At 63.2% G+C, this 24,673-nt stretch carries 26 protein-coding genes; 18 read left to right on the top strand and 8 right to left on the bottom strand.

Annotated features, from left to right (window positions below):
* Window positions 1-119 precede the first annotated feature (119 nt).
* The 4 genes from rpsF to rplI all read left to right on the top strand — a co-directional run bounded on the left by rpsF (window position 120) and on the right by rplI (window position 2,586).
* Window positions 120-593, top strand: a complete 474-nt coding sequence (gene rpsF / locus V1293_RS03050; RefSeq protein ID WP_334506587.1) for a 30S ribosomal protein S6 — start codon at window positions 120-122, stop codon at window positions 591-593.
* 5 nt (window positions 594-598) lie between these two features.
* Entirely contained in the window at window positions 599-838 is a 240-nt protein-coding gene (rpsR, locus tag V1293_RS03045) for a 30S ribosomal protein S18 (RefSeq protein ID WP_002711478.1), read from the top strand.
* 124 nt (window positions 839-962) lie between these two features.
* A complete protein-coding gene (locus tag V1293_RS03040; protein WP_334506585.1) occupies window positions 963-1,934 on the top strand; it encodes a hypothetical protein in 972 nt (323 codons plus the stop codon).
* 52 nt (window positions 1,935-1,986) lie between these two features.
* Entirely contained in the window at window positions 1,987-2,586 is a 600-nt protein-coding gene (gene rplI / locus V1293_RS03035) for a 50S ribosomal protein L9 (RefSeq protein ID WP_334506583.1), read from the top strand.
* 47 nt (window positions 2,587-2,633) lie between these two features.
* Here rplI and V1293_RS03030 read toward each other — a convergent pair whose 3' ends face one another.
* The 3 genes from V1293_RS03030 to V1293_RS03020 form a co-directional block, all read right to left on the bottom strand.
* Window positions 2,634-3,098 carry a PaaI family thioesterase gene (locus V1293_RS03030; protein ID WP_334506581.1) on the bottom strand — a complete coding sequence of 155 codons (465 nt, stop codon included), beginning with the start codon at window positions 3,096-3,098 and terminating at the stop codon, window positions 2,634-2,636.
* Window positions 3,095-3,700, bottom strand: a complete 606-nt coding sequence (locus V1293_RS03025; RefSeq protein ID WP_334506579.1) for a TetR/AcrR family transcriptional regulator — start codon at window positions 3,698-3,700, stop codon at window positions 3,095-3,097. The genes V1293_RS03030 and V1293_RS03025 overlap by 4 nt, the downstream gene beginning before the upstream one ends.
* Window positions 3,701-3,802: 102 nt before the next feature.
* Window positions 3,803-4,912: a hypothetical protein gene (locus tag V1293_RS03020; RefSeq protein WP_334506577.1), complete on the bottom strand. Its 1,110-nt coding sequence runs from the start codon at window positions 4,910-4,912 to the stop codon at window positions 3,803-3,805.
* A gap of 259 nt (window positions 4,913-5,171) precedes the next feature.
* Here V1293_RS03020 and V1293_RS03015 point away from each other — a divergent pair, with 259 nt between their 5' ends.
* On the top strand, window positions 5,172-6,422 hold the full coding sequence (locus V1293_RS03015; protein WP_334506575.1) for a cyclopropane-fatty-acyl-phospholipid synthase family protein: 1,251 nt from the start codon (window positions 5,172-5,174) through the stop codon (window positions 6,420-6,422).
* 20 nt (window positions 6,423-6,442) lie between these two features.
* Here the strand turns inward: V1293_RS03015 and V1293_RS03010 are convergent, their stop codons facing one another.
* Window positions 6,443-6,649 carry a transcriptional regulator gene (locus tag V1293_RS03010; protein WP_334506573.1) on the bottom strand — a complete coding sequence of 69 codons (207 nt, stop codon included), beginning with the start codon at window positions 6,647-6,649 and terminating at the stop codon, window positions 6,443-6,445.
* Window positions 6,650-6,751: 102 nt separating this feature from the next.
* On the opposite strand from V1293_RS03010, the gene V1293_RS03005 reads away from it, so the two are divergent.
* From V1293_RS03005 to alr, 3 genes are all read left to right on the top strand, one after another.
* Window positions 6,752-6,916: a hypothetical protein gene (locus V1293_RS03005; RefSeq protein WP_334506571.1), complete on the top strand. Its 165-nt coding sequence runs from the start codon at window positions 6,752-6,754 to the stop codon at window positions 6,914-6,916.
* Between the two features lie 308 nt (window positions 6,917-7,224).
* Window positions 7,225-8,724 (top strand): replicative DNA helicase, encoded by a 1,500-nt coding sequence (locus tag V1293_RS03000; protein WP_334506570.1) that lies wholly within the window; start codon window positions 7,225-7,227, stop codon window positions 8,722-8,724.
* Between the two features lie 46 nt (window positions 8,725-8,770).
* Window positions 8,771-10,006: an alanine racemase gene (gene alr, locus V1293_RS02995; protein WP_442894202.1), complete on the top strand. Its 1,236-nt coding sequence runs from the start codon at window positions 8,771-8,773 to the stop codon at window positions 10,004-10,006.
* A 48-nt stretch (window positions 10,007-10,054) separates the two neighbouring features.
* Here alr and V1293_RS02990 read toward each other — a convergent pair whose 3' ends face one another.
* Window positions 10,055-10,276 (bottom strand): cysteine rich repeat-containing protein, encoded by a 222-nt coding sequence (locus V1293_RS02990; RefSeq protein WP_334506569.1) that lies wholly within the window; start codon window positions 10,274-10,276, stop codon window positions 10,055-10,057.
* 49 nt (window positions 10,277-10,325) lie between these two features.
* Between V1293_RS02990 and V1293_RS02985 the strand changes: the two genes are divergently transcribed.
* Together V1293_RS02985 and V1293_RS02980 are read left to right on the top strand one after the other, a co-directional pair.
* Window positions 10,326-11,096 carry an exodeoxyribonuclease III gene (locus V1293_RS02985; protein ID WP_334506568.1) on the top strand — a complete coding sequence of 257 codons (771 nt, stop codon included), beginning with the start codon at window positions 10,326-10,328 and terminating at the stop codon, window positions 11,094-11,096.
* Window positions 11,097-11,207: 111 nt separating this feature from the next.
* Entirely contained in the window at window positions 11,208-12,179 is a 972-nt protein-coding gene (locus V1293_RS02980) for a Bug family tripartite tricarboxylate transporter substrate binding protein (RefSeq protein ID WP_334506566.1), read from the top strand.
* A 16-nt stretch (window positions 12,180-12,195) separates the two neighbouring features.
* Here the strand turns inward: V1293_RS02980 and V1293_RS02975 are convergent, their stop codons facing one another.
* Window positions 12,196-12,636, bottom strand: coding sequence for a cupin domain-containing protein (locus tag V1293_RS02975; RefSeq protein WP_334506564.1), 441 nt, complete (start codon window positions 12,634-12,636; stop codon window positions 12,196-12,198).
* Between the two features lie 165 nt (window positions 12,637-12,801).
* Between V1293_RS02975 and V1293_RS02970 the strand changes: the two genes are divergently transcribed.
* Window positions 12,802-13,530: an adenylate/guanylate cyclase domain-containing protein gene (locus V1293_RS02970; protein WP_334516601.1), complete on the top strand. Its 729-nt coding sequence runs from the start codon at window positions 12,802-12,804 to the stop codon at window positions 13,528-13,530.
* 150 nt (window positions 13,531-13,680) lie between these two features.
* Window positions 13,681-14,403, top strand: coding sequence for a sulfite exporter TauE/SafE family protein (locus V1293_RS02965; protein ID WP_334506562.1), 723 nt, complete (start codon window positions 13,681-13,683; stop codon window positions 14,401-14,403).
* Between the two features lie 324 nt (window positions 14,404-14,727).
* Here V1293_RS02965 and V1293_RS02960 read toward each other — a convergent pair whose 3' ends face one another.
* Window positions 14,728-15,624 carry an alpha/beta fold hydrolase gene (locus V1293_RS02960; protein WP_334506561.1) on the bottom strand — a complete coding sequence of 299 codons (897 nt, stop codon included), beginning with the start codon at window positions 15,622-15,624 and terminating at the stop codon, window positions 14,728-14,730.
* 145 nt (window positions 15,625-15,769) lie between these two features.
* Between V1293_RS02960 and radA the strand changes: the two genes are divergently transcribed.
* The 4 genes from radA to V1293_RS02940 all read left to right on the top strand — a co-directional run bounded on the left by radA (window position 15,770) and on the right by V1293_RS02940 (window position 20,468).
* Window positions 15,770-17,227, top strand: coding sequence for a DNA repair protein RadA (gene radA, locus V1293_RS02955; protein ID WP_334506559.1), 1,458 nt, complete (start codon window positions 15,770-15,772; stop codon window positions 17,225-17,227).
* Window positions 17,228-17,391: 164 nt separating this feature from the next.
* Window positions 17,392-18,021 (top strand): CvpA family protein, encoded by a 630-nt coding sequence (locus V1293_RS02950; protein ID WP_247778316.1) that lies wholly within the window; start codon window positions 17,392-17,394, stop codon window positions 18,019-18,021.
* Between the two features lie 31 nt (window positions 18,022-18,052).
* Window positions 18,053-19,570: an amidophosphoribosyltransferase gene (purF, locus tag V1293_RS02945; protein ID WP_334506557.1), complete on the top strand. Its 1,518-nt coding sequence runs from the start codon at window positions 18,053-18,055 to the stop codon at window positions 19,568-19,570.
* A 157-nt stretch (window positions 19,571-19,727) separates the two neighbouring features.
* Window positions 19,728-20,468 carry an SDR family NAD(P)-dependent oxidoreductase gene (locus V1293_RS02940; protein WP_334506555.1) on the top strand — a complete coding sequence of 247 codons (741 nt, stop codon included), beginning with the start codon at window positions 19,728-19,730 and terminating at the stop codon, window positions 20,466-20,468.
* A 215-nt stretch (window positions 20,469-20,683) separates the two neighbouring features.
* Here V1293_RS02940 and V1293_RS02935 read toward each other — a convergent pair whose 3' ends face one another.
* Window positions 20,684-22,000 (bottom strand): ISNCY family transposase, encoded by a 1,317-nt coding sequence (locus V1293_RS02935; protein WP_334506553.1) that lies wholly within the window; start codon window positions 21,998-22,000, stop codon window positions 20,684-20,686.
* Between the two features lie 279 nt (window positions 22,001-22,279).
* On the opposite strand from V1293_RS02935, the gene V1293_RS02930 reads away from it, so the two are divergent.
* Together V1293_RS02930 and V1293_RS02925 are read left to right on the top strand one after the other, a co-directional pair.
* Entirely contained in the window at window positions 22,280-23,347 is a 1,068-nt protein-coding gene (locus V1293_RS02930; protein ID WP_334516599.1) for a hypothetical protein, read from the top strand.
* A 93-nt stretch (window positions 23,348-23,440) separates the two neighbouring features.
* A complete protein-coding gene (locus tag V1293_RS02925; protein ID WP_334506551.1) occupies window positions 23,441-24,667 on the top strand; it encodes an ABC transporter substrate-binding protein in 1,227 nt (408 codons plus the stop codon).
* The last annotated feature ends 6 nt before the right edge of the window (window positions 24,668-24,673 follow it).

Raw genomic sequence — 24,673 nt, 5'->3', positions numbered from 1 at the left:
GTGGCAGGGCCAGTTGGCCCGTCGTCCCGTGCTTCCGCCTTCTGAGCTTACCCGAGTCCTTTCCGAAGGCCTCGAAGGGCTTGCCGCCGGGAACCGCGCCAACACAGGAAAGGACACCCATGCCTCTTTATGAGCATGTTTTTCTCGCGCGTCAGGATGCGAGCACCCAGCAGGTCGAAGAGCTGACCACCCAGATGACGGGCATCGTCGAAGGGCTCGGCGGCAAGGTCACCAAGACCGAGAACTGGGGCGTGCGCTCCCTCACCTACCGCATGAACAAGAATCGCAAAGCGCATTTCGTGCTGATGAACATCGATGCGCCCTCCTCCGCGGTCACCGAGATCGAGCGGCAGGAGCGGATCTCAGAAGACGTCATCCGCTACCTCACCGTCCGCGTCGAAGAGCACGAGGAAGGTCCCTCGGCAATGATGCGCAAGGCCGATCGTGACCGCGAGCGCGACGATCGCGGCGGCGGCTTCCGCGGCGACCGCGAAGGCGGCTTCCGTGGCGATCGTGAAGGCGGTGGCTTCCGCGGCGACCGTGGCCCGCGCCGTCCGCGCGAAGACGCTGTTGAAGCGACGGGAGAGGAGTAAGAATCATGGCTGAAGCTGGTGCACGCCGTCCGTTTTTCCGTCGCCGCAAGACCTGCCCGTTCACGGGCCCGAATGCGCCGAAGATCGACTACAAGGATTCCAAGCTGTTGATGCGTTACGTCTCCGAGCGCGGCAAGATCGTGCCGAGCCGCATCACTGCCGTCTCCGCCAAGAAGCAGCGTGAGCTCGCGCGCGCCATCAAGCGCTCGCGTTTCCTCGGCCTGCTGCCCTACGTCATTCGCTAAAATGTCTTCGACCGGCGGCGTTCGCGCCGCCGGTCACAATTCTTCATAAGGCTTCCGGGTCGTCCGGTCGCCGATGGTTGGGGTCGACACGACCTCTAACCGCTCGAAAGGAGCGGGACAGCTGATGATCGCGATTGTCCTCATTGGTCTTGCCGCCGGCTGCGCGTCGGCGCTGATGTTCGCCTCGATCATCTCGGGCGCGCTGATCTCATTGCTGCTGTTCTATCTGGCGCCGCTGCCGCTGATGGTGGCGGCCTTGGGATGGGGACCGATCGCAGCGACGATCGGCGGTATTGTTGCCGCTTCCGGCCTCGGCGCGATCTTCGGTCTGCCCTACTGCATCGCCTTTGCCATTACCGTTGCGGTACCTGCCTGGTGGCTCGGCCACCTCTCGCTGCTGGGACGGCCGCTGCCCGGTGCAGCCGCCGGTAATGGCTCGGCGCAGGCCGCACCGCAATTCGAATGGTATCCGGTCGGCCGCATTCTGCTCTGGATCGCAGGCTTTGCCGCATTGGCCACGATTGCGGCCATGCTGACGCTTGGCACTGATGCCGAGACCATCACCAACTCGCTGCGCAGCGGCCTGTCGCGAATTCTAAGAGCTCGCGATGCGGCGTCGTCGGGCGATATCGAGCGCTGGGTCGCAGCGCTTGCCATCGTCGCGCCAGCGGCCGCAACGATCGTCGCCATAATGACGTTGACGCTCAACCTCTGGCTCGCCGGCAAGATCACGGCGACGTCCGGCCGGCTGCACCGGCCATGGCCCGATCTGAAGAGCGCGGAATTGCCGCCGATGACACTGGTGGCGCTGTCGGTCGCGCTGGCCTTTTGCTTTATCGGCGGGCTCGCCGCGATGTTCGCACAAATCACGACGACAGCGCTGATGATGGCCTACGGCCTCACCGGCTTCGCCGTGCTGCACACGCTGACGCTGGCGCTCAAGAGCCGCGTCTTCTGGCTCTGCTGCACTTACGCGATCGTTGTCGCGTTCGGCTGGCCGGTGCTGGCGATGATCGCGCTCGGTCTTGCGGACGCCGTCTTCGGAATTCGCCAACGCTATCTACGTGGCAAGCCCCCGCCTCTGCCCGCATCCTGAAACTCCAACCATCCATTCAACCGCATATCGAACACTCAAAAGGAGAACGAAAATGGAAGTCATCTTGCTGGAACGCGTCGCCAAGCTCGGCCAGATGGGCGAAGTCGTCCGCGTCAAGGACGGGTTTGCCCGCAATTTTCTGCTCAAGCGTGGCAAGGCGCTGCGCGCCACCGCCGACAACCGCGCCAAGTTCGACGGCATGAAGGCCGAGCTCGAGGCCAACAACCTCAAGGCCAAGGGCGAAGCGAGCAAGGTCGCGGAGAAGATCAACGGCCGTAACGTGGTCGTGCTGCGTCAGGCCTCCGAAACCGGCCAGCTGTTCGGCTCGGTCAGCGTGCGCGACATCATCGCCTCCTTTGAGGCCGACGGCGTCACCATCAGCCGCAGCCAGGTTCTGCTGGATGCGCCGATCAAGACCATCGGCAAGCACACGATCAGCATCGCCGTGCATCCGGAAGTCGAAGTCAGCGTCAGCGTCACCGTGGCGCGCAGCGCCGATGAGGCCGAGCGCATCAACCGCGGCGAGGACATCTCGACCCGTCAGGAAGACCAGGACGCCGCCGCCGAGGCGCTCGCCGCGGCCGGCGAGTTCTTCGATCCGGAAGCCCAGCACGACGACGAGGCGCCGGCGGCTGCTGCGACCGAGAAGTAACGCGCTTCCGGCTCACAACTCCCTATGACGACCTCAAGCCCGGCCCCTCAGGCCGGGCTTGGGATTCTGGCAGCCGCCTTGTCGTCCAGCATTGCGATCGAGGCGAGCGCCGTGGCCGTGTGCTTCTCTTTGCCGTCGATCACGCAGAACACGTCGGCCGCAACCACGGCGACCTGACGTCCGGGTTTGATCACGCGCGCCCGGCAGATCAAACGCTCGCCTGTCGCCGGCGACAGCAGATTCAATTTGTACTCCGCCGTCAGCGCCGACTGCCCCCGCGATGTCGCGGCCGCAATCGTGGTAGCGTTGTCGACTAGGAAGGCGGTGACGCCGCCGTGGAACAGGCCGTGCTGCTGCAACAGTTCCGGCCGGCGGTCGACCGCAAGCGTGCAGGTGCCGCGCGTCAGCTCGGACAGTTCGGCCCCGATATGGGTCATGAAGCCCTGGCGGCCGACATTGTCGCGGATACGGGTCGCAATCGGCGCGAAGTCGGGATCGTTATTCGCACTCATACGGTTTCTCCCGGTTTGTCGACCGCATCGGGCGCGACCACCGCGCGGATGGCACAGGCGATCAGGATGTCGGCCTGCTCTCTTGGATCGGCACGGTCGCGGCCCGACAGCCATGCGCGGCAAAAAATCTGCGCCGGACCGATGATCTGGCTGAAGAACACCGGCGAAGTCATCGGCAGCAATTCGCCGCGCTCAACCAGCGGCGCGCGCCATCGCTCGACGGCTTCCACAAGACGCGAATTTTGCGCGCGCTGCGCACCGCGGATCTCCTCGGTCCATTCGCTGCGGGAAATTTCGAACAGATAGCGCGCCTCGCGCCGGGAATTGACGACCCATTCGAGATGCGCGCGGATCAGCCGCGCCACGCCTTCCCGCCCTCCGCAGGATTCATCGAGCGCGGCCACGACGGCTGCGTGATAACGGGCGAGGATTTCCAGGAACAGCGTGCCCGCCAGTTCCTTCTTCGACCCGAAGAAATGGAAGAAGCTGCCGTTGGACGCCCGCGCGCGGGTTCTGATGGCCGCCACGGTGGCCCCCTCAAAACCGTCACGGTCGAACACCGCCAATCCCGCCGCCAGCAGATCCTCGCGCGCCGTGGTCATTCACGTTCGTCTTTCAAGCCGTTGGATTTCTACTCTAGAGTAACGCTCTAGAACTGGTCAAGTGAGATCACACCATCGACCGGCATTCGGGCGTCTGAAATCCTAGCGCGAGATGGGTGGTGTGGGGGAGCCGGCCGGCGCTACCGGCGATGCGGCGGGCGCCGTGGCCGTTACTGGTGGAGGCGTCGCGGGTGCAGGCTCCGCTGCGGAGGGGCTCGCGGCCGGCTCAGGGACGGTCGTTGCGGAAGCCGGCGGCGCCGGATCGGGCCGGAGCGGGTTGGGCTCGCTGCCGACGTTCTCCTTGGGAGCGTCGACCTTGGCGGTCTCGGAGCTGCCCTCGCGTGCCGGCTTTTCCGACTCGCTCGCGGGCTTCGCCGCCTCATTGGCCGGCTTGTCGCCGTCCGTCGTGATCGCGTCGGTCTTGGCAGGATCGGTCTTGGCAGGATCGGTCTTGGCAGGATCGGTCTTGGCAGGATCGGTCTTGGAAAGATCGGTCTTGGAAAGATCGGTCTTGGAAGGATCGGCCTTGCCGGATTCTGTCGCGGCAGTTTCAGCCTTGGCGGCATCCCGCGACGCATCTTCGTTCGCGGCATCACCAGGGGCTGCCTGCTGGGTTTTCGGCGGCTCCTCGGTGATGGGCTTGCCACGTCTGCCCTGCTTCTGCCTGACGCCCGATTTGCTGTCGGTCGCGGCCTGCGCCGGGGTCTGGCCATCTGCAGGTTTAGCGGCTTCGGGCGCCGTGTGCGGCCGCGCTAGCCGCTTCGCGTCTCGGCCCGGACGCGCGCCCTCGCCTTGCGGGGGTGCGCCGTCGGCGTCCGGCCGGGAAGCCTCCTGCGCAGGTGCGGCCGGCGGCTGGCGGCGACCGAGCCGGTCGGGCTGATCCGCCTTTCCGTCCTGCTTGGCGTCCTTCTTTGGCTGGTCCTTGCTCTGATACCGGGGGTCGGCGGCCCCGTTGGATATCAGGTAGGACGAGAGCACCGAGGCCATGTCGGTGCCGGTCGTATAGTGCTGGCGCAGAAAACCCGGCAACGACGAAGCCGACACGCTCTTCAACAGGCCACGCGGGCTCTTGTGGCAGGCGCTGCACGTGTTCGAGAATATCTGCGAGGGGCTCTTGCCGGCGTCGAGATTTTCAACCGCCCGCGCCACGCCTGCTGTGAGGCAGCCGATCAGGAGCGTCACCGTCGCTAAACTGAGCGCTCGGCTCAACATTCCCTGCTTCTCCAAACGTGGAATCACTGCCGGAATCGCATCACGTGGCCGGCGGCGGGGTCACCTTTTAGCCGATTGTGACGCGAATGGAAGCACGCTTATTGCGCATCTGCGTGATCGCCGTTTTTGAGAATATCCGCTTTGACTCCAACGCAATAGCGCCACGGCATCATCATACTTATGATAATTTGATCCATCCCTGGAACCAATCTTTCCCGGGTGCGTCGGTATAACAGTAGTTTGTTCCATTGGTGCTTCGATGGATCGGTTGTTGCGTTATTTCTTGGGTCAGTTCATTCGCCGCGGCACGATGAATTTGACGGCCGCGAGTGGGACGAAGTTTACTTGCGGTGACGGAACCGGCCGTCCGGTGTCGGCGAAGTTCCTGACCGAGCGGACCCAGCGCCGTATTCTACTCAATCCCGAACTGGCGCTTGGCGAAGCCTATATGGACGGCACCTTCGTGGTCGAGGACGGCTCGATCGCGGATGCGCTCGAAATACTGCTCGGCCAGCCCGAAATGCTACCACGTTGGGCCAAGCTGCAATGGTGGCTGCGTTATTTCAGCCGGCACGCCAGGCAATTCAATTGGCGCGGCCGGGCGAGAAACAACGTCGCCCATCACTATGACCTCGACGGGCGGCTCTATTCCCTCTTCCTCGACGCCGACAAGCAATACAGTTGCGCCTATTTCGAAACGCCCGACACCACGCTCGACGATGCCCAGCTCGCCAAGAAACGCCATCTTGCCGCCAAGCTCCTGATCGGGCACGGCAACCGCGTGCTCGACATCGGCTCGGGCTGGGGCGGTCTTGGCCTCTACCTCGCCGAAATGACCGGCGCCGACGTCACCGGCATCACGCTGTCGTCGGAGCAATTGCTGGCCTCGAATGCCCGTGCCGCCGAAAAGAACCTGGCGGGGTCGGCAAGATTCCTGCCGAGCGATTACCGCGATATTGCCGGCCCGTTCGACCGGATCGTGTCGGTCGGCATGTTCGAACATGTCGGCATCGACTTCTATGAAACCTTCTTCCGGCGTTGCTCCGAACTTCTCAGCGACGACGGCGTCATGGTGCTGCACTCGATCGGCCGCTCGACCGGGCCTGATGTGACCAGCCCATGGATCACCAAATACATCTTCCCGGGCGGCTATATCCCCGCCATCTCCGAGGTCATTCCCGCGATCGAGAAGGCGGGCCTGCTGGTCTGCGACATCGAAATCCTGCGGCTGCATTATGCGGAAACGCTGAAGGCCTGGCGCGACCGCTTCATGGCGCGGCGCGAAGAGGCGGTGCGCATTTATGACGAGCGGTTTTCCCGCATGTGGGAATTTTACCTGGCAGCGTCGGAAATGTCGTTCCGGAAGCAAAACCTGATGAATTTCCAGATCCAGCTCACCCGGCGGCAGGGGATCGTGCCGATGACGCGGGATTACATTAGCCGGGAAGAAACGAGGCTGCGCGGGATGGAACTTGCGAGGCAGCCACGGCTGCAGTTGGCGGGCGAATAGGCGGCGCCGGCACGGTGGCGTCAGTTCCGCAGGCTGTAGGCCGAGGCATAGGGCGTACGAATCAACGCCGGGCGGGCGAGTTGGGCGCGCACCGTCGCAAGCAACTGGTCATCACAGGGTACGGCACGCAGCTCCGGGCGCGAAATCGCTTCCATCGTGTCGATCAGCATCGACAGCCACAAGCGCTGGCCGCTTGCCGATCGCCATCCCTGGATTTGCTGACCCATCGCCTGTCCTTCCGGTCCGTTACAGCTGGCAACTCGAAAATCGCCAGCCCGTTCCCGATTTCGTAACCAATCCATTCTGCCGCGAAGAAAATCACACCCGATGTGATCTACTTCACAGAAGCCCTCGGCGGCCCGTCCTACATCTCCGCCATGAGCCAGCAGACCTACCCAGCCCCGTTCGATTCCGACATCAGGATCGACTATGCCTTGATCGCAATCGGCGTGGGCGCCGCTGTGTTCGCGTTCATCTACCTGATCCTGTTTTGATCAACGCTTAAGACGCGGCGCGAAAACGTCTCCCCGCGTCGGATAGGTCTGTCCAAGTCATGGTAAGGTTCAGGCTCTCCTAAGATTTTGCCCCGCATTTTCACGGAAGTCGCTCCGGCACCGCCGGACGGGCGCCGTTTTCTGGTCCAAATCCGTCAAGGGGCCTGCTCTGGATTCACACATGGCATTGTGTGAATCGGGCATAAGGAATACTCGGACTTTCGGATCGTCGGCACGTGGCGCTTTATCGCTGCCCCACGTCCACGGCGATCCTAACAAAACCAAAAACCCAAAGAACATCACAAGCTATGGCTCTGACTGATTCGAACGTCCTCAAGCTCGCTCCCGACGCGGGAACTCCGGTCTACCGGAGCGCGCCGCACAATATCGAGGCGGAGCAGAGCCTGCTGGGCGCCATCCTGGTCAACAACGACGCGTTCTACCGCGTTTCCGACTTCCTGGAGCCGAAGCACTTCTTCGAGCCGATCCACCAGACCATTTTCGAGACCGCCGGCAGCCTGATCCGGATGGGCAAGGTCGCGACCCCCGTGACGTTGAAAACCTTCCTGCCCGCCGATACCGATATCGGCGGCATGACGGTTGGCCAATACCTCGCGCGTCTCGCCGCCGAGGCGACTACGATCATCAACGCACAGGACTACGGCCGCACCATCTACGACATGTCTCTGCGCCGCGACCTGATCCGGATCGGCGAGGACATGGTCAACGTCGCCTTCGATGCGCCGGTAGATTTTGCCCCGCGCGCGCAGATCGAGGATGCCGAGCGGCAGCTCTATGAACTCGCCGAGTCCGGCCGTTATGACGGTGGCTTCCAGCGCTTTTCGCAGGCGCTGACGACTGCGGTCGACATGGCAGCCAAGGCTTTCCAGCGCGACGGAAGTCTGTCGGGCGTCGCCACCGGCTTGCGCGACCTCGATACCAAGATGGGCGGGCTGCAGGCCTCCGACTTGATCATCGTCGCCGGCCGCCCCGGCATGGGCAAGACGGCGCTCGCCACCAACATCGCCTACAATATCGCCAAGGCGCACCGCGCCGAGGTGCAGCCCGACGGCACGATGAAAACCGTCAACGGCGGCATCGTCGGTTTCTTCTCGTGCGAAATGTCGGCCGAACAGCTCGCCACACGTATTCTTGCCGAACAGACCAGCATCGCCTCCAGCATGATCCGCCGTGGCGGCATCAGCGAGGCCGATTTCGAAAAGATCCGCGACTATTCGATCGAACTGCAGTCGCTGCCGCTTTACGTCGACGAAACCGGCGGCCTGTCGATCTCGCAGCTCACGGCGCGGGCGCGCCGGCTGAAGCGGCAGAAGGGTCTCGACATGATCGTGATCGACTACATCCAGCTGCTGCAGGGTTCGGGCAAGAAGTCTGACAATCGCGTCCAGGAAGTGACCGAAATCACCACCAACCTCAAGGCATTGGCAAAAGAACTCAACGTTCCGATCATCGCGTTGTCGCAGCTCTCGCGTCAGGTTGAAAACCGCGACGACAAGCGGCCGCAACTGGCCGACCTGCGTGAATCCGGCTCGATCGAACAGGACGCCGACGTCGTGATCTTCGTGTATCGCGAGGAATATTACCTCGCCAACAAGGAGCCCCGTATCGGCACGCCCGAATACGAGAAATGGCAGCTCGATATGTCGCTGGTGCACGGCAAGGCCGAAATCATCATCGGCAAGCAGCGCCACGGCCCCACCGGGACCGTGGAAGTACAGTTCGAAGGCCAGTTCACGCGCTTCAGCGATCTCGTGCAGGATGGCCACTTGCCCGACCGCGGCTATTGAGACGAACTGCGGTTGAACCACGGCGTTCCGCCGCCTAAAATGGGGCATGAACATTGCCCCCGATCCCAAATCCATTCCGCAAGGCGCCCTGCTCTCGCCGGAGGCGAACCAGGCGGCGGCGCTCGTGACGGCCACCGGCGTGCTGACGGTCGATCTCGACGCCATCGTCGCCAACTGGCGCAAGCTCGAGAAGACAGCGGTGCCGGCCGAATGCGCCGGTGTCGTCAAGGCAGATGCCTATGGCTGCGGCGCCGAACAGGTAGCACGGGCGCTAGCTGCCGCCGGCTGCAAGACGTTTTTCGTCGCCACCCTCGATGAGGCCCGCGTGGTTCGCGCCGCGACGCCCGCGGCTGCAATCTACGTGCTCGACGGCTTCTTCCAGAACACCGGCGGGTCGTATGCCAAGATCGACTGCAAGCCCGTAATCGGCGACCTCAACGAACTCGCCGAATGGGACGTGTTCTGCCGCCGCTCAGGTTGGTCGGGCGGCGCCGCCATTCATATCGATACCGGCATGAACCGGCTCGGCCTGACGGTCACCGAGGCGCAGGGCATCATCCCGCGGATCAACGCCGGCGATCACGGCATTACGCTCGTGATGAGCCACCTCGCCTCCGCGGAACTGCTCAACAATCCCGCCAACGCCAGGCAGCTCACGGCCTTCCGCGAGATCGCGAGTCTGTTTTCCGGCGTACCGGCGTCGCTGGCGAATTCGTCCGGCGTTTTCTTAGGCGCCCAATTCCAGTTCGACCTGGTGCGGCCGGGCTGTGCGCTTTACGGCATCAATCCGACGCCCGAAGCCGACAATCCGATGCAGCCGGTCGTCGAACTGAAGGCGCGCATCGTGCAGATCCGCAACGTCGAGCGTGGCGACACCGTCGGCTATGGCGGCACCTGGACGGCGCGGCGCCCGACCAGATTAGCGATCGTTTCCGCAGGGTATGCCGACGGCTATTTCCGCGCCGCCAGCGCCAATGACGGCACCCGCGGCGCCGAGGTGGTGGTCGCCGGCAAGCGCTGCCCGATCGCGGGGCGGATTTCGATGGACCTGACGGCCGTCGACGTCACCGATCTCGACAAGAATGCCGTGCGGCGCGGCCATATGGTGACGCTGATCGGCGAAGGCATCACCGTCGACGAACTCGCCCACCATTTCGGCACGATCGGCTACGAGGTGCTGACCAGCCTCGGCAAGCGCTACGCGCGGATTTACAAGGGCGGCAGTGCCATCGCAGAGCCGCCTGCGCCGCCTCCAGCGGAGCCGGCTGCCGCTTCCACCTAGTTCTTCGTTCCCAGGGTTGCTTCGCGGCGCCTCGTGGCGAAGTTTGTCTTACTGTGCCTTCCGGCTAGCCAACACTTTCTTGCAGGCGTCGCTGAGCTGGTGTTGCTGCTTGTTCAGACATGCGACGACGCGACCGCCGCCGGGCGGCGTGCCGGCGCAATATTTGTCATAGTCCGCCTTGCAGGCGCCGCGCCCGTCGGCGGTTTGGGCAACCGCGGATCCGGAGCATCCGATGGCGAGCGCGAGAACGGCGAAGCGTAGTTTCGACATGAAGTCTCCAGGTGTCAGGCGAAGCATAGTGATGCCGAGCTAGCTCTACATGAAGATCGCGACCTTCAACATTAATAATGTCAACCGCCGCCTGCCGAACCTGTTGCGCTGGCTGCGCGCGGCCAAACCCGACGTCGTCTGCCTGCAGGAACTGAAATCGACCGATACCGAGTTCCCGATTCTGGCGATCGAGAAAGCGGGCTACGGCGCGGTGTGGCGTGGGCAAAAGGCCTGGAACGGCGTCGCCATCCTGGCGCGCAACGCCGAGCCGGTGTTGACCCGCACCGCCCTGCCCGGCGACCGCAATGATGACGAGGCGCGCTATATCGAGGCGGCCGTCAACGGCGTCATCGTCACCAGCCTCTATCTGCCGAACGGCAACCCGCAGCCTGGGCCGAAATTCGATTACAAGCTCGACTGGTTCAAGCGGCTGCGGTCGCATGCCGCAAAACTGCTCAAGCAGGATATCCCCGTGGTGCTGGCCGGCGACTACAATGTCGCGCCGACGACGTCAGATATCTATCCGACCAAATCCTGGGACAAGGACGCGCTGATCCAGCCGAAGAGCCGCGCCGCCTTCAAGGCGCTGGTGGATCAGGGCTGGACGGACGCGATCCGGACGCTGCATCCGTCGAAACCGATGTTCACGTTCTGGGACTACAAGCGCAACCGCTGGCCACGCGACGCCGGATTGAGACTCGATCACCTGTTGCTGAGCCCACAGATTGCTCCGCGCCTGCTCAAGGCCGGTGTCGATCGCAAGGTCCGCGGCGAGGAAGGCGCCAGCGACCATGCGCCGGCGTGGATCGTGCTTCGTTAGCGGGATCTATTGCGGCGTGATGCCCGCCGCCTGGCAAGCAGTTTGTTTCGCACGGCGAACCAGGGATTGATATGCTTCGGCAACCTTAAAAACGAAGTCGGAGGAACGCGCGTGGGAATCCCGAGGACGGTTGCGGCAATTGCCGTGCTTTTTTGCGCGCTCGCGAGTTTTGCTGCATCCGCGGATGACGACTATCCCTCCCGTCCGATCACGCTGACTCATGGATTTGGCGCCGGCGGCAATGCCGATGCGATCTCGCGCATCGTAGCCGATGGCCTTTCCCGGCGACTTGGCAAACCCGTCATCGTGGAAGCCCGTCCCGGCGCCGGCGGCAACATTGCATCCGATCGCGCCGCGAAGGCGCCGCCCGACGGCTACACGCTGATCATGCTGACGGGCGGCCACGCGGTCTCGGCGGGGATGTACAAGGCTCTGCCGTTCGACCCGGTCGAGGACTTCCAGATGATTTCGACGGTGGTGTTCTTTCCCTTCGTCGTCGCCGTCAAATCGAGCCACCGCTTTCAGACGCTTGCGGATTTGATCGCTGAAGCGAAAGCCAAGCCGGACACGCTGACCTACAGCTCGGTCGGCGTCGGATCGACGCAGCATCTGGTCGGCGAATTGCTGTCGTCGATGGCCGGCATCAGGATGATCCACGTGCCCTACAAGGGCGGCGGCGGCCCTATCAACGACCTGCTCGGCGGCCAGATCGACATTCTCATCGACACGCTGACGATCACTGCCCCGCAGCTTTCGGCCGGTACGATACGAGGCCTCGGTGTGACCAGCGAAAAACCGTGGTTTTCAATCCCCGGCGTGCCGCCGGTCGCCGTAGCCGTCCCGGGTTACACGGTTCGATCCTGGCTCGGCGTCGCGACCAGCAAGAGCGTTCCTCAACCCATCGTCGAAAAACTCAATCGCGAATTACGCGCCGTGCTCGAGATGCCTGACATCAAGGACAAGCTCCAGGCCATGGGGAACGACGTCCGCGGCGGATCACCCGACGACATGCGCAACATGATCTCGTCCGAGATTTCGCGCTGGAGGCGCGTGATTGACGCCGCAGGAATTCCCAGACAATGACCGGAAGACGGTGAGGTCAGCCCTTTCGCGTGTGCCCCCAGGCCGCGTCCCAATCCTCGCCGGCGGCGTCGATGACGCGGCCGTCGGCCTCGAAGAACTTGTTCGGAACCTGGAAGATCGCGAGCATCAGGCCGCCCTCGGGACACCAGGCGACATGGCGGCTGCCTTCCTCCCGCCAAATGAATTCGCCGGCCTTGCATTCGATGCCCTTCGCCGGCCCCTCCTTGTCGACGAGCGAACCTTCGAGCACGTAGGTCTGCTCGATATTGACGTGCTCGTGGTCGGGCAGCACCGCGCCCGGCGCGAACCGCATCAGCGCGGTCATCAGGCCGGTCTTGCGATCGAACAGCAGCGTCTTGGCTTCGCAGCCGGGGAAACGGGTCTTCTGCCATTCCATGCTGTCGGGGCGGACGAGATGAGAATGCGTGTCTGCGGTCTGTGGCGTCACGGCGTCCATGGCGATCCTCCGTTTTGATTATTTTGACGCGATCCTAGCAGCTTTGCCTTGGGCCGCCAGCCGGCAGGCGTGCGCTGTGGTGACGCTTGTCTTGCTCAACCTCACTGCCAACTATAGGATCATCATGCCTGCCACTCTCTGGAGTCACGGCTGAAAATGGCAGCTCTGCAACATTCGCTTATCTGCAAAGGGTGCTGGGAGCAGATGCATGTGCCGGTGCTGCTTCGCGGCGTGGCCTCGGCACCGTTTCGTGCATTCGGCATTCGTCCGAGCCGGATGAACCCCAACACCTGCACCATCTGCGAGCTGATGTTCACGAAGGTGATGCGGGCGCGCAAGATCTGCATCGACGCGACCATCATGTTTGCCGATCTGCGTGGCTACACCAGCCTGTCCCAGTCGCAGTCGCCGGATGCCGTCTCAAGCCTCCTCGACGCATTCTACGATGAATGTGCAAGCGCGATCTGGGAGCATGACGGGCTCCTCAACAAGACGATTGGCGACGCCGTCATGGCGATCTTCAATTTCCCCCTGAAGCGGGAGGAGCATGCCAGAAACGCCGTGCTCGCCGCGCGCGACATTCAGAGGAGCTGGCGCGATCGGCGCCAGGCTCTCGTCGCGGAGCACGGCCTCACCGCAAGCGAACTGGGAATCGGCATTGGCATCCATTCGGGCGAACTCAGCTTTGGTGAGTTCGGCCGATCGCACCGGGATCTGACGGCGATTGGCACCGTCGTCAACACGGCGTCCCGGGCCCAGTCGGTCGCGCAAGCCGACCAGATCCTGGTGACGCAGGCCGTTTTCGAGCGCGCCCAACCGGATCTGAAGGATAGTCGTTCGAAGCCATTCCGGCTCAAGGGGTTCGATACCCCGATCGAGCTTTACGCAGCCTAGCGCGGTCGACCGATGCCTGTGTCGTCTGACTGCAATGGCAGCTTCCCCTGACTGGCACGATCCGCTCCTTTCCAAGTAACGTTCAAACCTCGTAACCTGAGCCTGATGCCACCATGATGTCAGCATCAGGGAATCGCGAAAGACTGCAAGTTGGGCTTCCTTTTCGTCCTCATTGTCGGCCTGCTGGCCGGCACCATCTCAGGCATTGTCGGCACGGGCTCGTCGATCATGCTGATGCCGGTATTGGTCTATCAGTACGGGCCAAAGGAAGCCGTTCCGATCATGGCGGTCGCGGCCGTGATGGCGAACTTCTCGCGCATTCTCGCCTGGTGGCGCGAGGTCGACTGGCGGGCCTGCCTTGCCTATTCGGCCACGGGAATTCCAGCCGCCGCACTCGGCGCGCGGACATTGCTGGCGCTGCCGTCGCGCGCCGTCGATATCGCGATCGGCCTGTTTCTCATCGCGATGGTCCCGGTACGGCACTGGCTGGCCCGCCATCAGCTCAAAGCGCAGCTCTGGCATCTTGCGATCGGCGGGGCGATCATCGGTTATCTGACGGGCATCGTGGTGTCGACCGGTCCGCTCAGCGTGCCGCTGTTTCTGTTTTACGGATTGACCAAAGGCGCCTTTCTCGCCACCGAAGCCGCCAGCTCGCTCGGGCTCTATCTGAGCAAATCCGTGACGTTCGAACGCTTCGGCGCGCTGACGCCGGATATCGCGCTAAAGGGCCTGATCGCCGGCTCCTCCCTCATGTTCGGCGCCTTCATCGCCAAACGCTTCGTGCTGCATCTTAAACCCGACGTCTTCCGCCTCCTGATGGACGGCATCATGCTCGTCGCCGGCATCTCCCTGCTGTGGACGGCCTTTTCATAAGATCCCGCCGAAGCCGGCGCGCCGATCTGAACCAATTGCCGACGCGCTGCGGCTTAACGGCGAAGCACGGGCGACCAATATCAGGATAACAGGCGAAGCCGAAGCCGCCGCCATCGAGGCGCGCGCCAAGGCGCTCGGTACCAATCCGAACCTGGTCACCCTGGTGCAAGCCGAACGCTGGAACGGCGTGCTCCCGACCACGATGGTGCCGGGCTCATCGGTGCCGTTCGTGTCGGTGAAATAGAGGCGCATGAAATGAACTGACATCACCTGAGATTAAAGATTAAATCTCAGGCGCCGTCGTTTCATGGGCGTGATCTTCGGCTAGTTTTTCGCGAAAAATGCGAGAACAGCGTGGTCATAGGCGTCAGGATTTTCGGAAGGCACGGTGTGTGAGCTTCCGTCAATGACTACCCGCTCGCGATTTGGCAGGCAAACTTCGAGCTCGTCTACGATCCGATGAAAGAATTTGGGACTTCGTTCGCCGTTGGACAACAGCGTCGGCGCTTTAATGGCCTTGGCCATATCGCACGTGAAAACCGGCCTCGGACGTTTCATCATGGCATCGGCCTGATATGACGCCACATTGTCCAAATTCATCCTCTTGTCGGCATCGGAGCGGCGCGCGTAGGTGCCAGGTCCACCTACGGTGTTCACAAATAGCGGGATGCCGGCTTTCGCGTCGCCAGCCTTTAGCGCCTCCCTTGCCGGGACGATAGCAGCGCCCCACGCTTTCAATATCTCAGCAGCATCGGGAATGCCGATCAGGATACCGGCGGCGGGCGGTTCATTCAGCGCGAGGCTGACAACCATTTCAGGGTACTTGGCGGCAAAGAACAATGCGGCATGCGCGCCCGACGAATGCGCAACCACTCGCACTTTTGACAGGCCCAGAGCACGCAGCAGGGCAGCAAGATCTTCGCCGTGCGCGTCTGCAGCTCCATCCGGCATTCCATCAGAGCTTACTTCGTTTGGGAAGTTGTTGCGGCGGCTGTAGGCGATTGCGCGATAACGATCGGCGAATTTCGACAGGTGCGCCAGCCACATCCGATAGTCCTGAAGCCCGCCATGGAGAAATATCACCGGCTCGCCTTGGCCAACCTCGACGTAGGCAAGTTCGGTACCGTTGGCAGAAACGTGCTTCACTTCGTTTGCGCTGCTCATTGTAGCGTTTTCGAAAACAAACAGCGCCGTGATGAAACAAAGCGTGGGGCGGAGCATCGCACTCTCCTGTTTTGATGCGCTGGCGATATCGGCGGCTTTGATCCGGGTCCAAAGCCTACCCACATGGATGGTACATGCTTGCCATCGGCCATTCCATGCTATGGATGCTGGCAAGACCTCTGAATGGCGACTCACTCCCTCCATGGCCAAATCCACCCTCTCCTTTGTCTGCCAGAACTGCGGCGCGGCGTATAATCGCTGGCAGGGCAAGTGCGAGTCCTGCGGCGAGTGGAACACACTGGCCGAGGAGGACACGACCGGCAGCGTGCCGGTGTCGATCCGTTCGAAGCGCCGGGGCCGGACGTTCGCGCTGGAATCGCTAACCGGCAAAAGCAACGACGCCCCGCGCCTGTCCTCCGGCATGACCGAGCTCGATCGCGTTACCGGCGGCGGCTTTGTCCGCGGCTCGGTGCTTCTGGTCGGCGGCGATCCCGGCATCGGCAAATCGACGCTGCTCACGCAGGCGACCAGCATGCTGGCCCGCGCCGGGCATCGCGCGGTCTATATTTCGGGCGAAGAGGCCGTGGCGCAGGTGCGGCTGCGCGCCGAGCGGCTGGGGCTCGCGGATGCGCCCGTGCAGCTCGCCGCCGAAACGTCGGTCGAGGACATCGTCTCGACGCTGTCGGAGGGCGCGGTGCCGCGTCTGATCGTGATCGATTCGATCCAGACCATGTGGACCGACACGGTGGAGTCAGCGCCGGGAACGGTGACGCAGGTCCGCGCCTCCGCGCAGGCGCTCATTCGCTTCGCCAAGAAATCGGGAGCCGCGATCATTCTGGTCGGACACGTGACGAAGGACGGCCAGATCGCGGGCCCCCGCGTGGTCGAGCACATGGTCGACGCGGTGCTGTCGTTCGAGGGCGAAGGCTCCCAGCAGTTCCGCATCCTGCGAGCGGTCAAAAACCGATTCGGCCCGACCGATGAAATCGGCGTGTTCGAGATGACGGGCTTGGGCCTTCGCGAGGTCTCCAACCCCTCCGAATTGTTCCTTTCTGAACGAGACCTCGGCAGCCCGGGCACGGCGGTCTTTGCCGGGATCGAAGGCACCCGCCCGGTGCTGGTGGAATTGCAGGCATTGGTGGCGCCGACCACGCTCGGCACCCCCAGGCGGGCCGTGGTGGGCTGGGACCCGAGCCGGCTGTCGATGGTGTTGGCGGTGCTGGAGGCCCATTGCGGGGTGAAACTGTCCGGCTACGACGTCTATCTGAACGTGGCGGGGGGCCTGCGGATTCAGGAGCCCGCGGCCGACCTTGCGGCGGCAGCCGCCCTCGTGTCGTCTTTGGTGAACGCACCGTTACCGACTGATGCGGTCTATTTCGGCGAGATTTCGCTCTCGGGCGCGGTCCGGCCGGTGGCACAGACCTCGGCACGATTGAAAGAGGCCGCGAAACTGGGATTTGGCCGCGCCATTTTGCCCGAATCGGCCCGTGGCGAGGTGGGCGGCGATGGCGGTCTGGCGCTCAACAGCGTCGGCGGGTTGACCAGCCTGGTTGCCGAAATCGCCGCGCGCGGCACTCCCAGAGGCAACCGGGACACCCCTCGCGAGGGCGCGACAGAGAAAAATGCCACACCGGCGCGATTCCGTCGTGAAAACAGCTAAAGCGGCGTGACGCGCCCGGCCCTCGCCGCTATACAACGCGCGCGAAAGGCGAGCGGGATGGCGCGATATCCGACCTTGCGGGATGCGCCGTCTGGCCCTCACTTGGGGTGATCCTGACCCGCCGATTCGCTGCTTGAGAACTTACGAGCGGACCTGACCAGCCGATGCCGATAACGATACTCGATCTCGTCCTGCTCGGAGTAATGCTGATCTCGGGGCTGCTCGCCATGGTGCGCGGCTTCATGCGCGAGATCCTGTCGATCGCAGCATGGGGCGCGGCGGCGCTGGTGACGCTGTACGCCTTCTCGAAGCTGCTGCCGACCGCCAAGGCCTATTTCAATAACGACACGGTGGCGTCCGTGGTGGTGGTGGCCGGCACCTTCATCGGTACCCTGATCGTGGTCTCCGTCATCACGGTGCGGATCTCGGACATGATCCTGGATTCCCGGATCGGCGCGCTGGATCGCACGCTCGGCTTCCTGTTTGGGCTCGGTCGCGGCCTTCTAATCGTGGTGGTCGCGTTCCTGTTCTTCAGCTGGCTGGTCCCGGACAAGCAGCGGCCGGACTGGATCACGGGTGCGAAGTCCCGGGTGGTCCTGCAGGGAACCGGGGATTGGTTAATGTCGCTCTTGCCGGATGATCCCGAGAACACCATCTTAAAGAGATTCAAGAAGAATAAACCGGAAGACGATCAAACTGACGCCGACCAGGCAGCCCCTGCGTCCGGCGATGGCTACAGTAAACCTGCCCGCGACAGCCTTAAAAAGCTGATCGAGAAACCCGCGGCACGCTAATTCTGGCCAAAATAGAGAGGCGATGGACGCGATGCAAAACCCTTCAGATCCCGCCGGCCAACTCGATCTAAACCTTGATTTAAATCTTGGCATCGAGTTGCAGGACGATCTGGAAGGCGACACGCTACGCGAGGAATGCGGCGTGTTCGGCATCTTCGGCCACCCGGAAGCCGCCGCCATCACCGCGCTCGGGCTCCACGCTTTACAGCATCGCGGCCAGGAGGCCGCCGGCATCGTCTCCTTCGACGGCTCCCGGTTTCACTCGGAGAAGCGGCTCGGCCTGGTCGGCGACACCTTCTCCCGCCGCGAGGTGATCGAGCGCCTCCCCGGCAACCTCGCCGTCGGCCATGTGCGCTATTCCACGACCGGCGCCAACATCCTGCGCAACGTGCAGCCGCTGTTCGCCGAACTCAATGCCGGCGGTTTCGCGGTCGGCCACAACGGCAACCTCACCAACGGGCTGAGCCTGCGCCGCGAACTGGTGCGCAACGGCGCCATGATGCAATCCACCAACGACACCGAAGTGATCCTGCACCTGGTGGCGCAGTCGAAGCGCGGCCGCTTCATCGACCGCTTCATCGAGTCGCTGCGCGCGATCGAAGGTGCTTACGCGCTGGTCGCGCTCACCAACAAGAAGTTGATCGGCGCACGTGATCCGCTCGGCATCCGCCCGCTGGTGCTCGGCGATCTCGACGGCCGCCCGATCCTGACCTCGGAGACCTGTGCGCTCGACATGATCGGCGCCAAATATGTCCGCGATATCGAGCCCGGCGAAATCATCGTGTTCGACGAGGCCGGCGCGCACAGCCACAAGCCGTTCCCGCCAAAGCCGCCGCGGCCCTGCATCTTCGAATACATCTATTTCTCGCGGCCGGATTCCATCGTCGGCGGCCGCTCGGTCTACGATGTCCGCAAAGCCTTCGGCGCGCAGCTCGCGCGCGAAAGCCATGTCGAAGTCGACGTCGTGGTGCCGGTGCCGGATTCCGGCGTGCCCGCAGCCCTCGGCTACAGCCAGCATTCCGGCGTGCCGTTCGAACTCGGCATCATCCGAAACCACTATGTCGGGCGCACCTTCATCCAGCCGACCCAGAGCGTGCGCGAACTCGGCGTGCGCATGAAGCATTCGGCCAACCGCGCCGCGATCGAGGGCAAGCGCATCATCCTGATCGACGACTCGCTGGTGCGCGGCACCACGTCGAAAAAGATCGTACGCATGATGCGCGACGCCGGCGCCCGCGAAGTGCATTTCCGCCTCGCCTCACCGCCGATCCTGTATCCCGATTATTACGGCATCGACCTGCCGGACCGTGGCGGACTTCTCGCCGCCACCCATTCGCTGGAAGAGATGCGCGACATCATCGGCGCGGACTCGCTGGCGTTCCTGTCGATCGACGGCATGTACCGCGCCATGGGCGAGCCGGGGCGCGACCCCGCCAATCCGAAGTTCTCCGACCACTGCTTCACCGGCGCCTATCCGACCCACCTCACCGACCAGACCCAGACCGAGCCGCAGCCCCGGCAATTGTCGCTGCTGGCGGAGGCGAGCTGAGGCAACCACCGCTGTCGTCCCTGCGAACGCAGGGACCCATAACCACAGGCCGTGGTTGATCAAACAGCATTAGACACGGACACCGTCTCCAACCATAAGCTTCACGGAGTATGGGTCCCCGCGTTCGCGGGGACGACCGTGGAGAGAGTTTAGTTCCATGACCAAACCCCTCGCCTCCCGTATCGCCCTCGTCACCGGCGCCTCGCGCGGTATCGGCTATGCCACGGCGCGCGCGCTCGCCCGCGCCGGTGCGCACATCGTTGCCATCGCGCGGACGCAAGGCGGCCTCGAGGAACTCGACGACGAGATCCGGAAGGAGGGCGGCAGCGCAACGCTGGTGCCGCTCAACCTCACCGACTTCGACGGCATCGCGCGGCTTGGCGCAGCGCTGCATGAGCGCCACGGCAAGATCGACATTCTCGTCGGCAATGCCGGTGTCGCCGGTCCCTCCTCGCCGCTCGGCCATATCGAACTGAAGCCCTGGAACGACGTGATGGCGGTGAACGTCACCGCGAACTTCCAACTCATCCGCTGCATGGACCCGCTGCTCAGGGTCTCGGACGCCGGCCGCGCCGTGTTCGTGACCTCGGGCGCCGCCAGCAAGGCGAATGCGTATCAGGGCCCCTACGCGGCGTCGAAGGCCGCGCTGGATACGCTGGTGCGCTCCTGGGCCAATGAGACCGTGAGCACGAAACTGCGCGTCAATCTGTTCAGCCCCGGCCCGATCCGCACCCGCATGCGCGCCAGCGTATTCCCCGGCGAAGACCCGATGACGCTGGATACGCCGGAGCAGGCGGCGGAATTCATCGTGCCGATGTGCGCGCCTGAGTGGAACGAGACCGGCAAACTCTATGACTACAAGACGCGTACGCTGATGAGCTTTCACCCGCCGGCTTGAGCGTCTTGCGAGTGGCTCTCCGTCATTGCGAGCGGAGCGAAGCAATCCATTGTGCCGCTTGTTGAGGCATGGATTGCTTCGCTCCGCTCGCAATGACGGTGTCAAACCGTGTCCGTAGCGGGTGAAGTTGTCGTATTTTTGTAGCTCGTGATCTGTCGCCTTCGTTGTTGAGTTTCGGAGGAGCCGGAAGGCGTGGACGGTTTCCTCCGGGTTGGTCATGCCACGGATATTGCTGCCGGGTTAGCCCTCCTGGTCGGTTTCTTTGTTCGACTTGAAGCCCGTTTCTCCGCCCCGACCCGCGCTATCTCGACGGCGGCGCGCGCAGGGGCGGTCAAGGACGCGCGCTTGCGCGCCCGCAAGGGCTTGTCCTTGACGGCTCCGAGCACGCTGCCAGGCTGAGGCGCGTCGGGGCTGATCTGGTGTCCGTCGGCGGCAAACGTCGCCAATCGGTGCGGGCCAAGGAACACGCTCGCGGTGCCATCGGGATACTCATGGACCCGCACCAGGGCTTTGACGAAGTGGGGCCTGAGCCGGCTCTCCGGCAGCTGCAGCCGCCGACCGTTCCATGCGATCGTATTGTCGTTGGCGACGGTTCGGTCTTCGATCACGCACAGCGCTTCGCGCCAAGCCTCGTGGCGATCGGCGACGAACGCCGTGCCCGGCTGTTCGGCCTTGATCGCAAACGCCGCGTTATGCTCGGCCATGTAATGCGCCCTCAGCCACGCATTGGCGGCTTCGACCGTCCTGATCCCGGCGAGCCGCAGGTCCTTCGGCAGCCGGCCCTGCAGCGTGCCGAACATCCGCTCGGAGCGCCCGCGCGCCTCCGGCGAATAGGCTGCGATATGCTCGATCCCAAGATGCGATAAAGCCCGTCCCACCTGGGTTTGTTGCGTCTTCGAGACCTTCTCGCCAGCCTTCGGGGTGTAGAAATAATGGCTGCCGCGATCGGTGTAGAGCGCGCAGAACAGGCCGCGCCCGCCAATCACTTCGCCCAAGGCCTGGAACGTCGACGCCGTGCCTTCTTCCTCGACCAGAAACATCGAGTAGATCTCGCTCGTCGCATCGTCCAGCGTGACGATCAGGTCCATCGCCGGCAGACCTTCGATCCAGGCGTGGCGCGACCCGTCCTGATGCAGCAGCATGCCCGGAAGCGGCCGGCGCGGACGCTTCTTGCGGTGCGCCGAACGCTTCGGCGCCTTCCGCACCAAGCCCGCCGCGTGCAAGGCCAGCTTCGTCACCGTGTAGCCAAGCACATAGCCATGCCGCTTTTGCAGCTGCTCGTGGAAGTGCTTCACCGTGAAGTCCGCGTACCTGTCCCGGAACAGCCCCAGCATCCGCTCAAGCTCTTCCTCCGGCGCGCGCCGCGGCGATCGCCGCCCCATACGGAGGTCGACAAGCCCGTCATCGCCCTCCGCCTCATAGCGTTCCGCCCAACGTTGAAACGTCCGCACGTTGATCCCGAGAAGCTCAGCCGCGGCCACCTGCGTCAGTTCCTTCGCCTCCGTCCGATCCAGCAAATCCGAAAACCGCATCCGTCGTACACCCTCGTGAATGGATGCCGTGCCCATCGTGCCCCCTTTGTTCCAGGGCACCAAAAACACGACACTTCACGAGCTACAAACACACGACAGATCACGCGCTACTGACATGACGGTGTCAAACCGTTGACTCCCGGACCTCCCCGCGATTGACTGCCCTCCCAAGCGGGACACCCCGCCAAGAAAAAACATCGGGAGGCACCTATGACGCCGACGCGTAATCGCGCCCGCCAAAATCTTTGCAAAGCCATTTCAGCCTGCTTCACCGCCGCAATGCTGATTGGAACGCCGGCTTCCTCGCAGGCCGGCGACATCCCGACGTTCGCAGTCGATGCGTCCTGGCCAAAGCCGCTGCCGAACAACTGGATCCTTGGCCAGGTCGGCGGCATCACCGTCGATGCGCAGGGGCATATCTGGGTGATCCATCGCCCGCGCTCGCTCACCGACGACGAAAAGGGTGCTGCGCTGAATCCGCCCCGCTCGAAATGCTGCATCTCGGCGCCGCCGGTGCTCGAGTTCGACGCCGACGGCAATCTGCTGCGCTCCTGGGGCGGCCCCGGCGAAGGCTACGAATGGGTCGGCCGCGAGCATGGCATCGAAGTCGATGAGAATGGTTTCGTGTGGGTCGGCGGCAACGCCGACAACGACAACGCGATCCTGAAATTCACCCTCGACGGCAGGTTCGTGATGCAGATCGGCAAGATCGCGCCGAGCAAGGGCTCCAGTGACACCACACAGCTCGGCAAGCCCGCCGAGACCGCGATCGACAAGGATGCCAATGAAATCTTCGTCGCCGACGGCTACGGCAATCGCCGCGTCATCGTGTTCGACGCCACGTCAGGCGCCTACAAACGGCACTGGGGCGCTTATGGCAAACCACCGAACGACGAGAAGCAGCCGTCCTACGATCCCAATGGACCGGCCCCACAGCAATTCGCCAATCCCGTGCATTGCGTGAAGCTGGCCAACGACGGGTTGGTCTATGTCTGCGATCGCATCAACAACCGCATCCAGGTGTTCAGGAAAGATGGAACCTTCGTTAAGGAATGGTTTTACGAAAAGAACACGCGCGGCAATGGCGCGGTGTGGGATATCGCGATCTGGCCCGACCCGAAGCAGACCTATTTGCTGAGCGCTGACGGCGAGAACAACGAAATCCGGGTGCTGAAACGGGACGATGGTACCGTGGTCGGCAGTTTTGGCCGCAGCGGACGCAATGCCGGCCAGTTCCACTGGATTCACGCCATGGCGGTGGATGCCAAGGGCAACGTCTACACGGCCGAGGTCGATACCGGTAAGCGGATCCAGAAGTTCAAGCTGACCTCGGACGCGCTACGATAGGTGCATTGCCCGTCCCGGCGAGAAAGACTATCGCAAGATCGCTGGCAGGTTCCGCAAAGAGAGCCGGCGAACAACCATTTCTGGAGGAATACCATGACGAACAGAATTGCGCGGCGCTTCGCCGCGTCAGTGGCGCTTGCCGCACTCGGGCTTGCGACGCCAGCTTTGGCCCAGGACAAGACCGTTAAGATCGGCGTGCTGAATGACATGTCGAGCCTCTATGCCGACATCGGCGGACCCAATTCGGTGGTTGCGGTCAAGATGGCGGTAGACGATTCCGGCCTCGCCCAGAAAGGCTGGAAGATCGAGGTGGTGAGCGGCGACCACCAGAACAAGCCCGACATCGGCACCAACATCGCAAGACAGTGGATCGATAACGACAAGATCGATGCGATTGCCGATACGCCGAATTCCGGCGTCGCGTTGGCTGTGAACAATTTGGTGAAGGAAAAGAACTCGGTGCTGCTCAATTCCGGCGCCGCCACCGCCGACCTCACCGGCAAGGCCTGCACGCCGAACACGATCTCCTTCACCTACGACACCTACATGCTTGCCAACGGCACCGGCAAGGCGCTGACCAAGGCCGGCGGCGACACCTGGTTCTTCCTCACCGCTGACTACGCCTTCGGTCATGCGCTAGAGCGCGACACCGGCAACGTCGTCACCGCAACCGGCGGCAAGGTGCTGGGCGCGGTCAGGCATCCGCTCAACACGTCGGACTTCTCGTCCTTCCTGCTGCAGGCGCAGTCTTCGAAGGCCAAGGTTATTGGGCTCGCCAACGCCGGCGGCGACACCACCAACTCGATCAAGCAGGCTGCCGAATTCGGCATCGTTCAGGGCGGACAGAAGCTCGCGGCCCTCCTGCTCTTCATCAACGACGTGCATGCGCTCGGCCTGAAGACGGCGCAGGGCCTGACCTTCACCGAATCCTTCTACTGGGATCTCAACGACAAGACCCGCGAATGGTCGAAGCGCTTCCAGAAGCTATCGCCAAAGGGCTCGATGCCCTCGATGACGGTCGCGGGCCTCTACGCGGAGATCCTGCATTATCTCAAGGCGATGGAAGCGCTCGGCGGCAATCCGCATGACGGCGCCAAGGTTGTCGCCAAGATGAAGGAATTGCCGACCGACGATCCGCTGTTCGGCAAGGGCCCACTGCGCGCCGACGGCCGTCGCCTCATCCCGGCCTACCTGTTCGAAGTGAAGAAGCCGGACGAGTCGAAGGGACCGTGGGATTACTACAAGCAGATCGCCACGATCTCGGCGGAAGACGCCGCCAAGCCGCTCGAAGCCAGCGAGTGCCCGCTGGTGAAGAAGTAAGAAGCG

The sequence above is a fragment of the Bradyrhizobium sp. AZCC 1693 genome (assembly GCF_036924745.1).
Classification (GTDB): Bacteria; Pseudomonadota; Alphaproteobacteria; order Rhizobiales; family Xanthobacteraceae; genus Bradyrhizobium.
The sequence above is the reverse complement of the archived record's forward strand: the minus strand, read 5'-3'. Positions and strand labels throughout refer to the sequence as shown.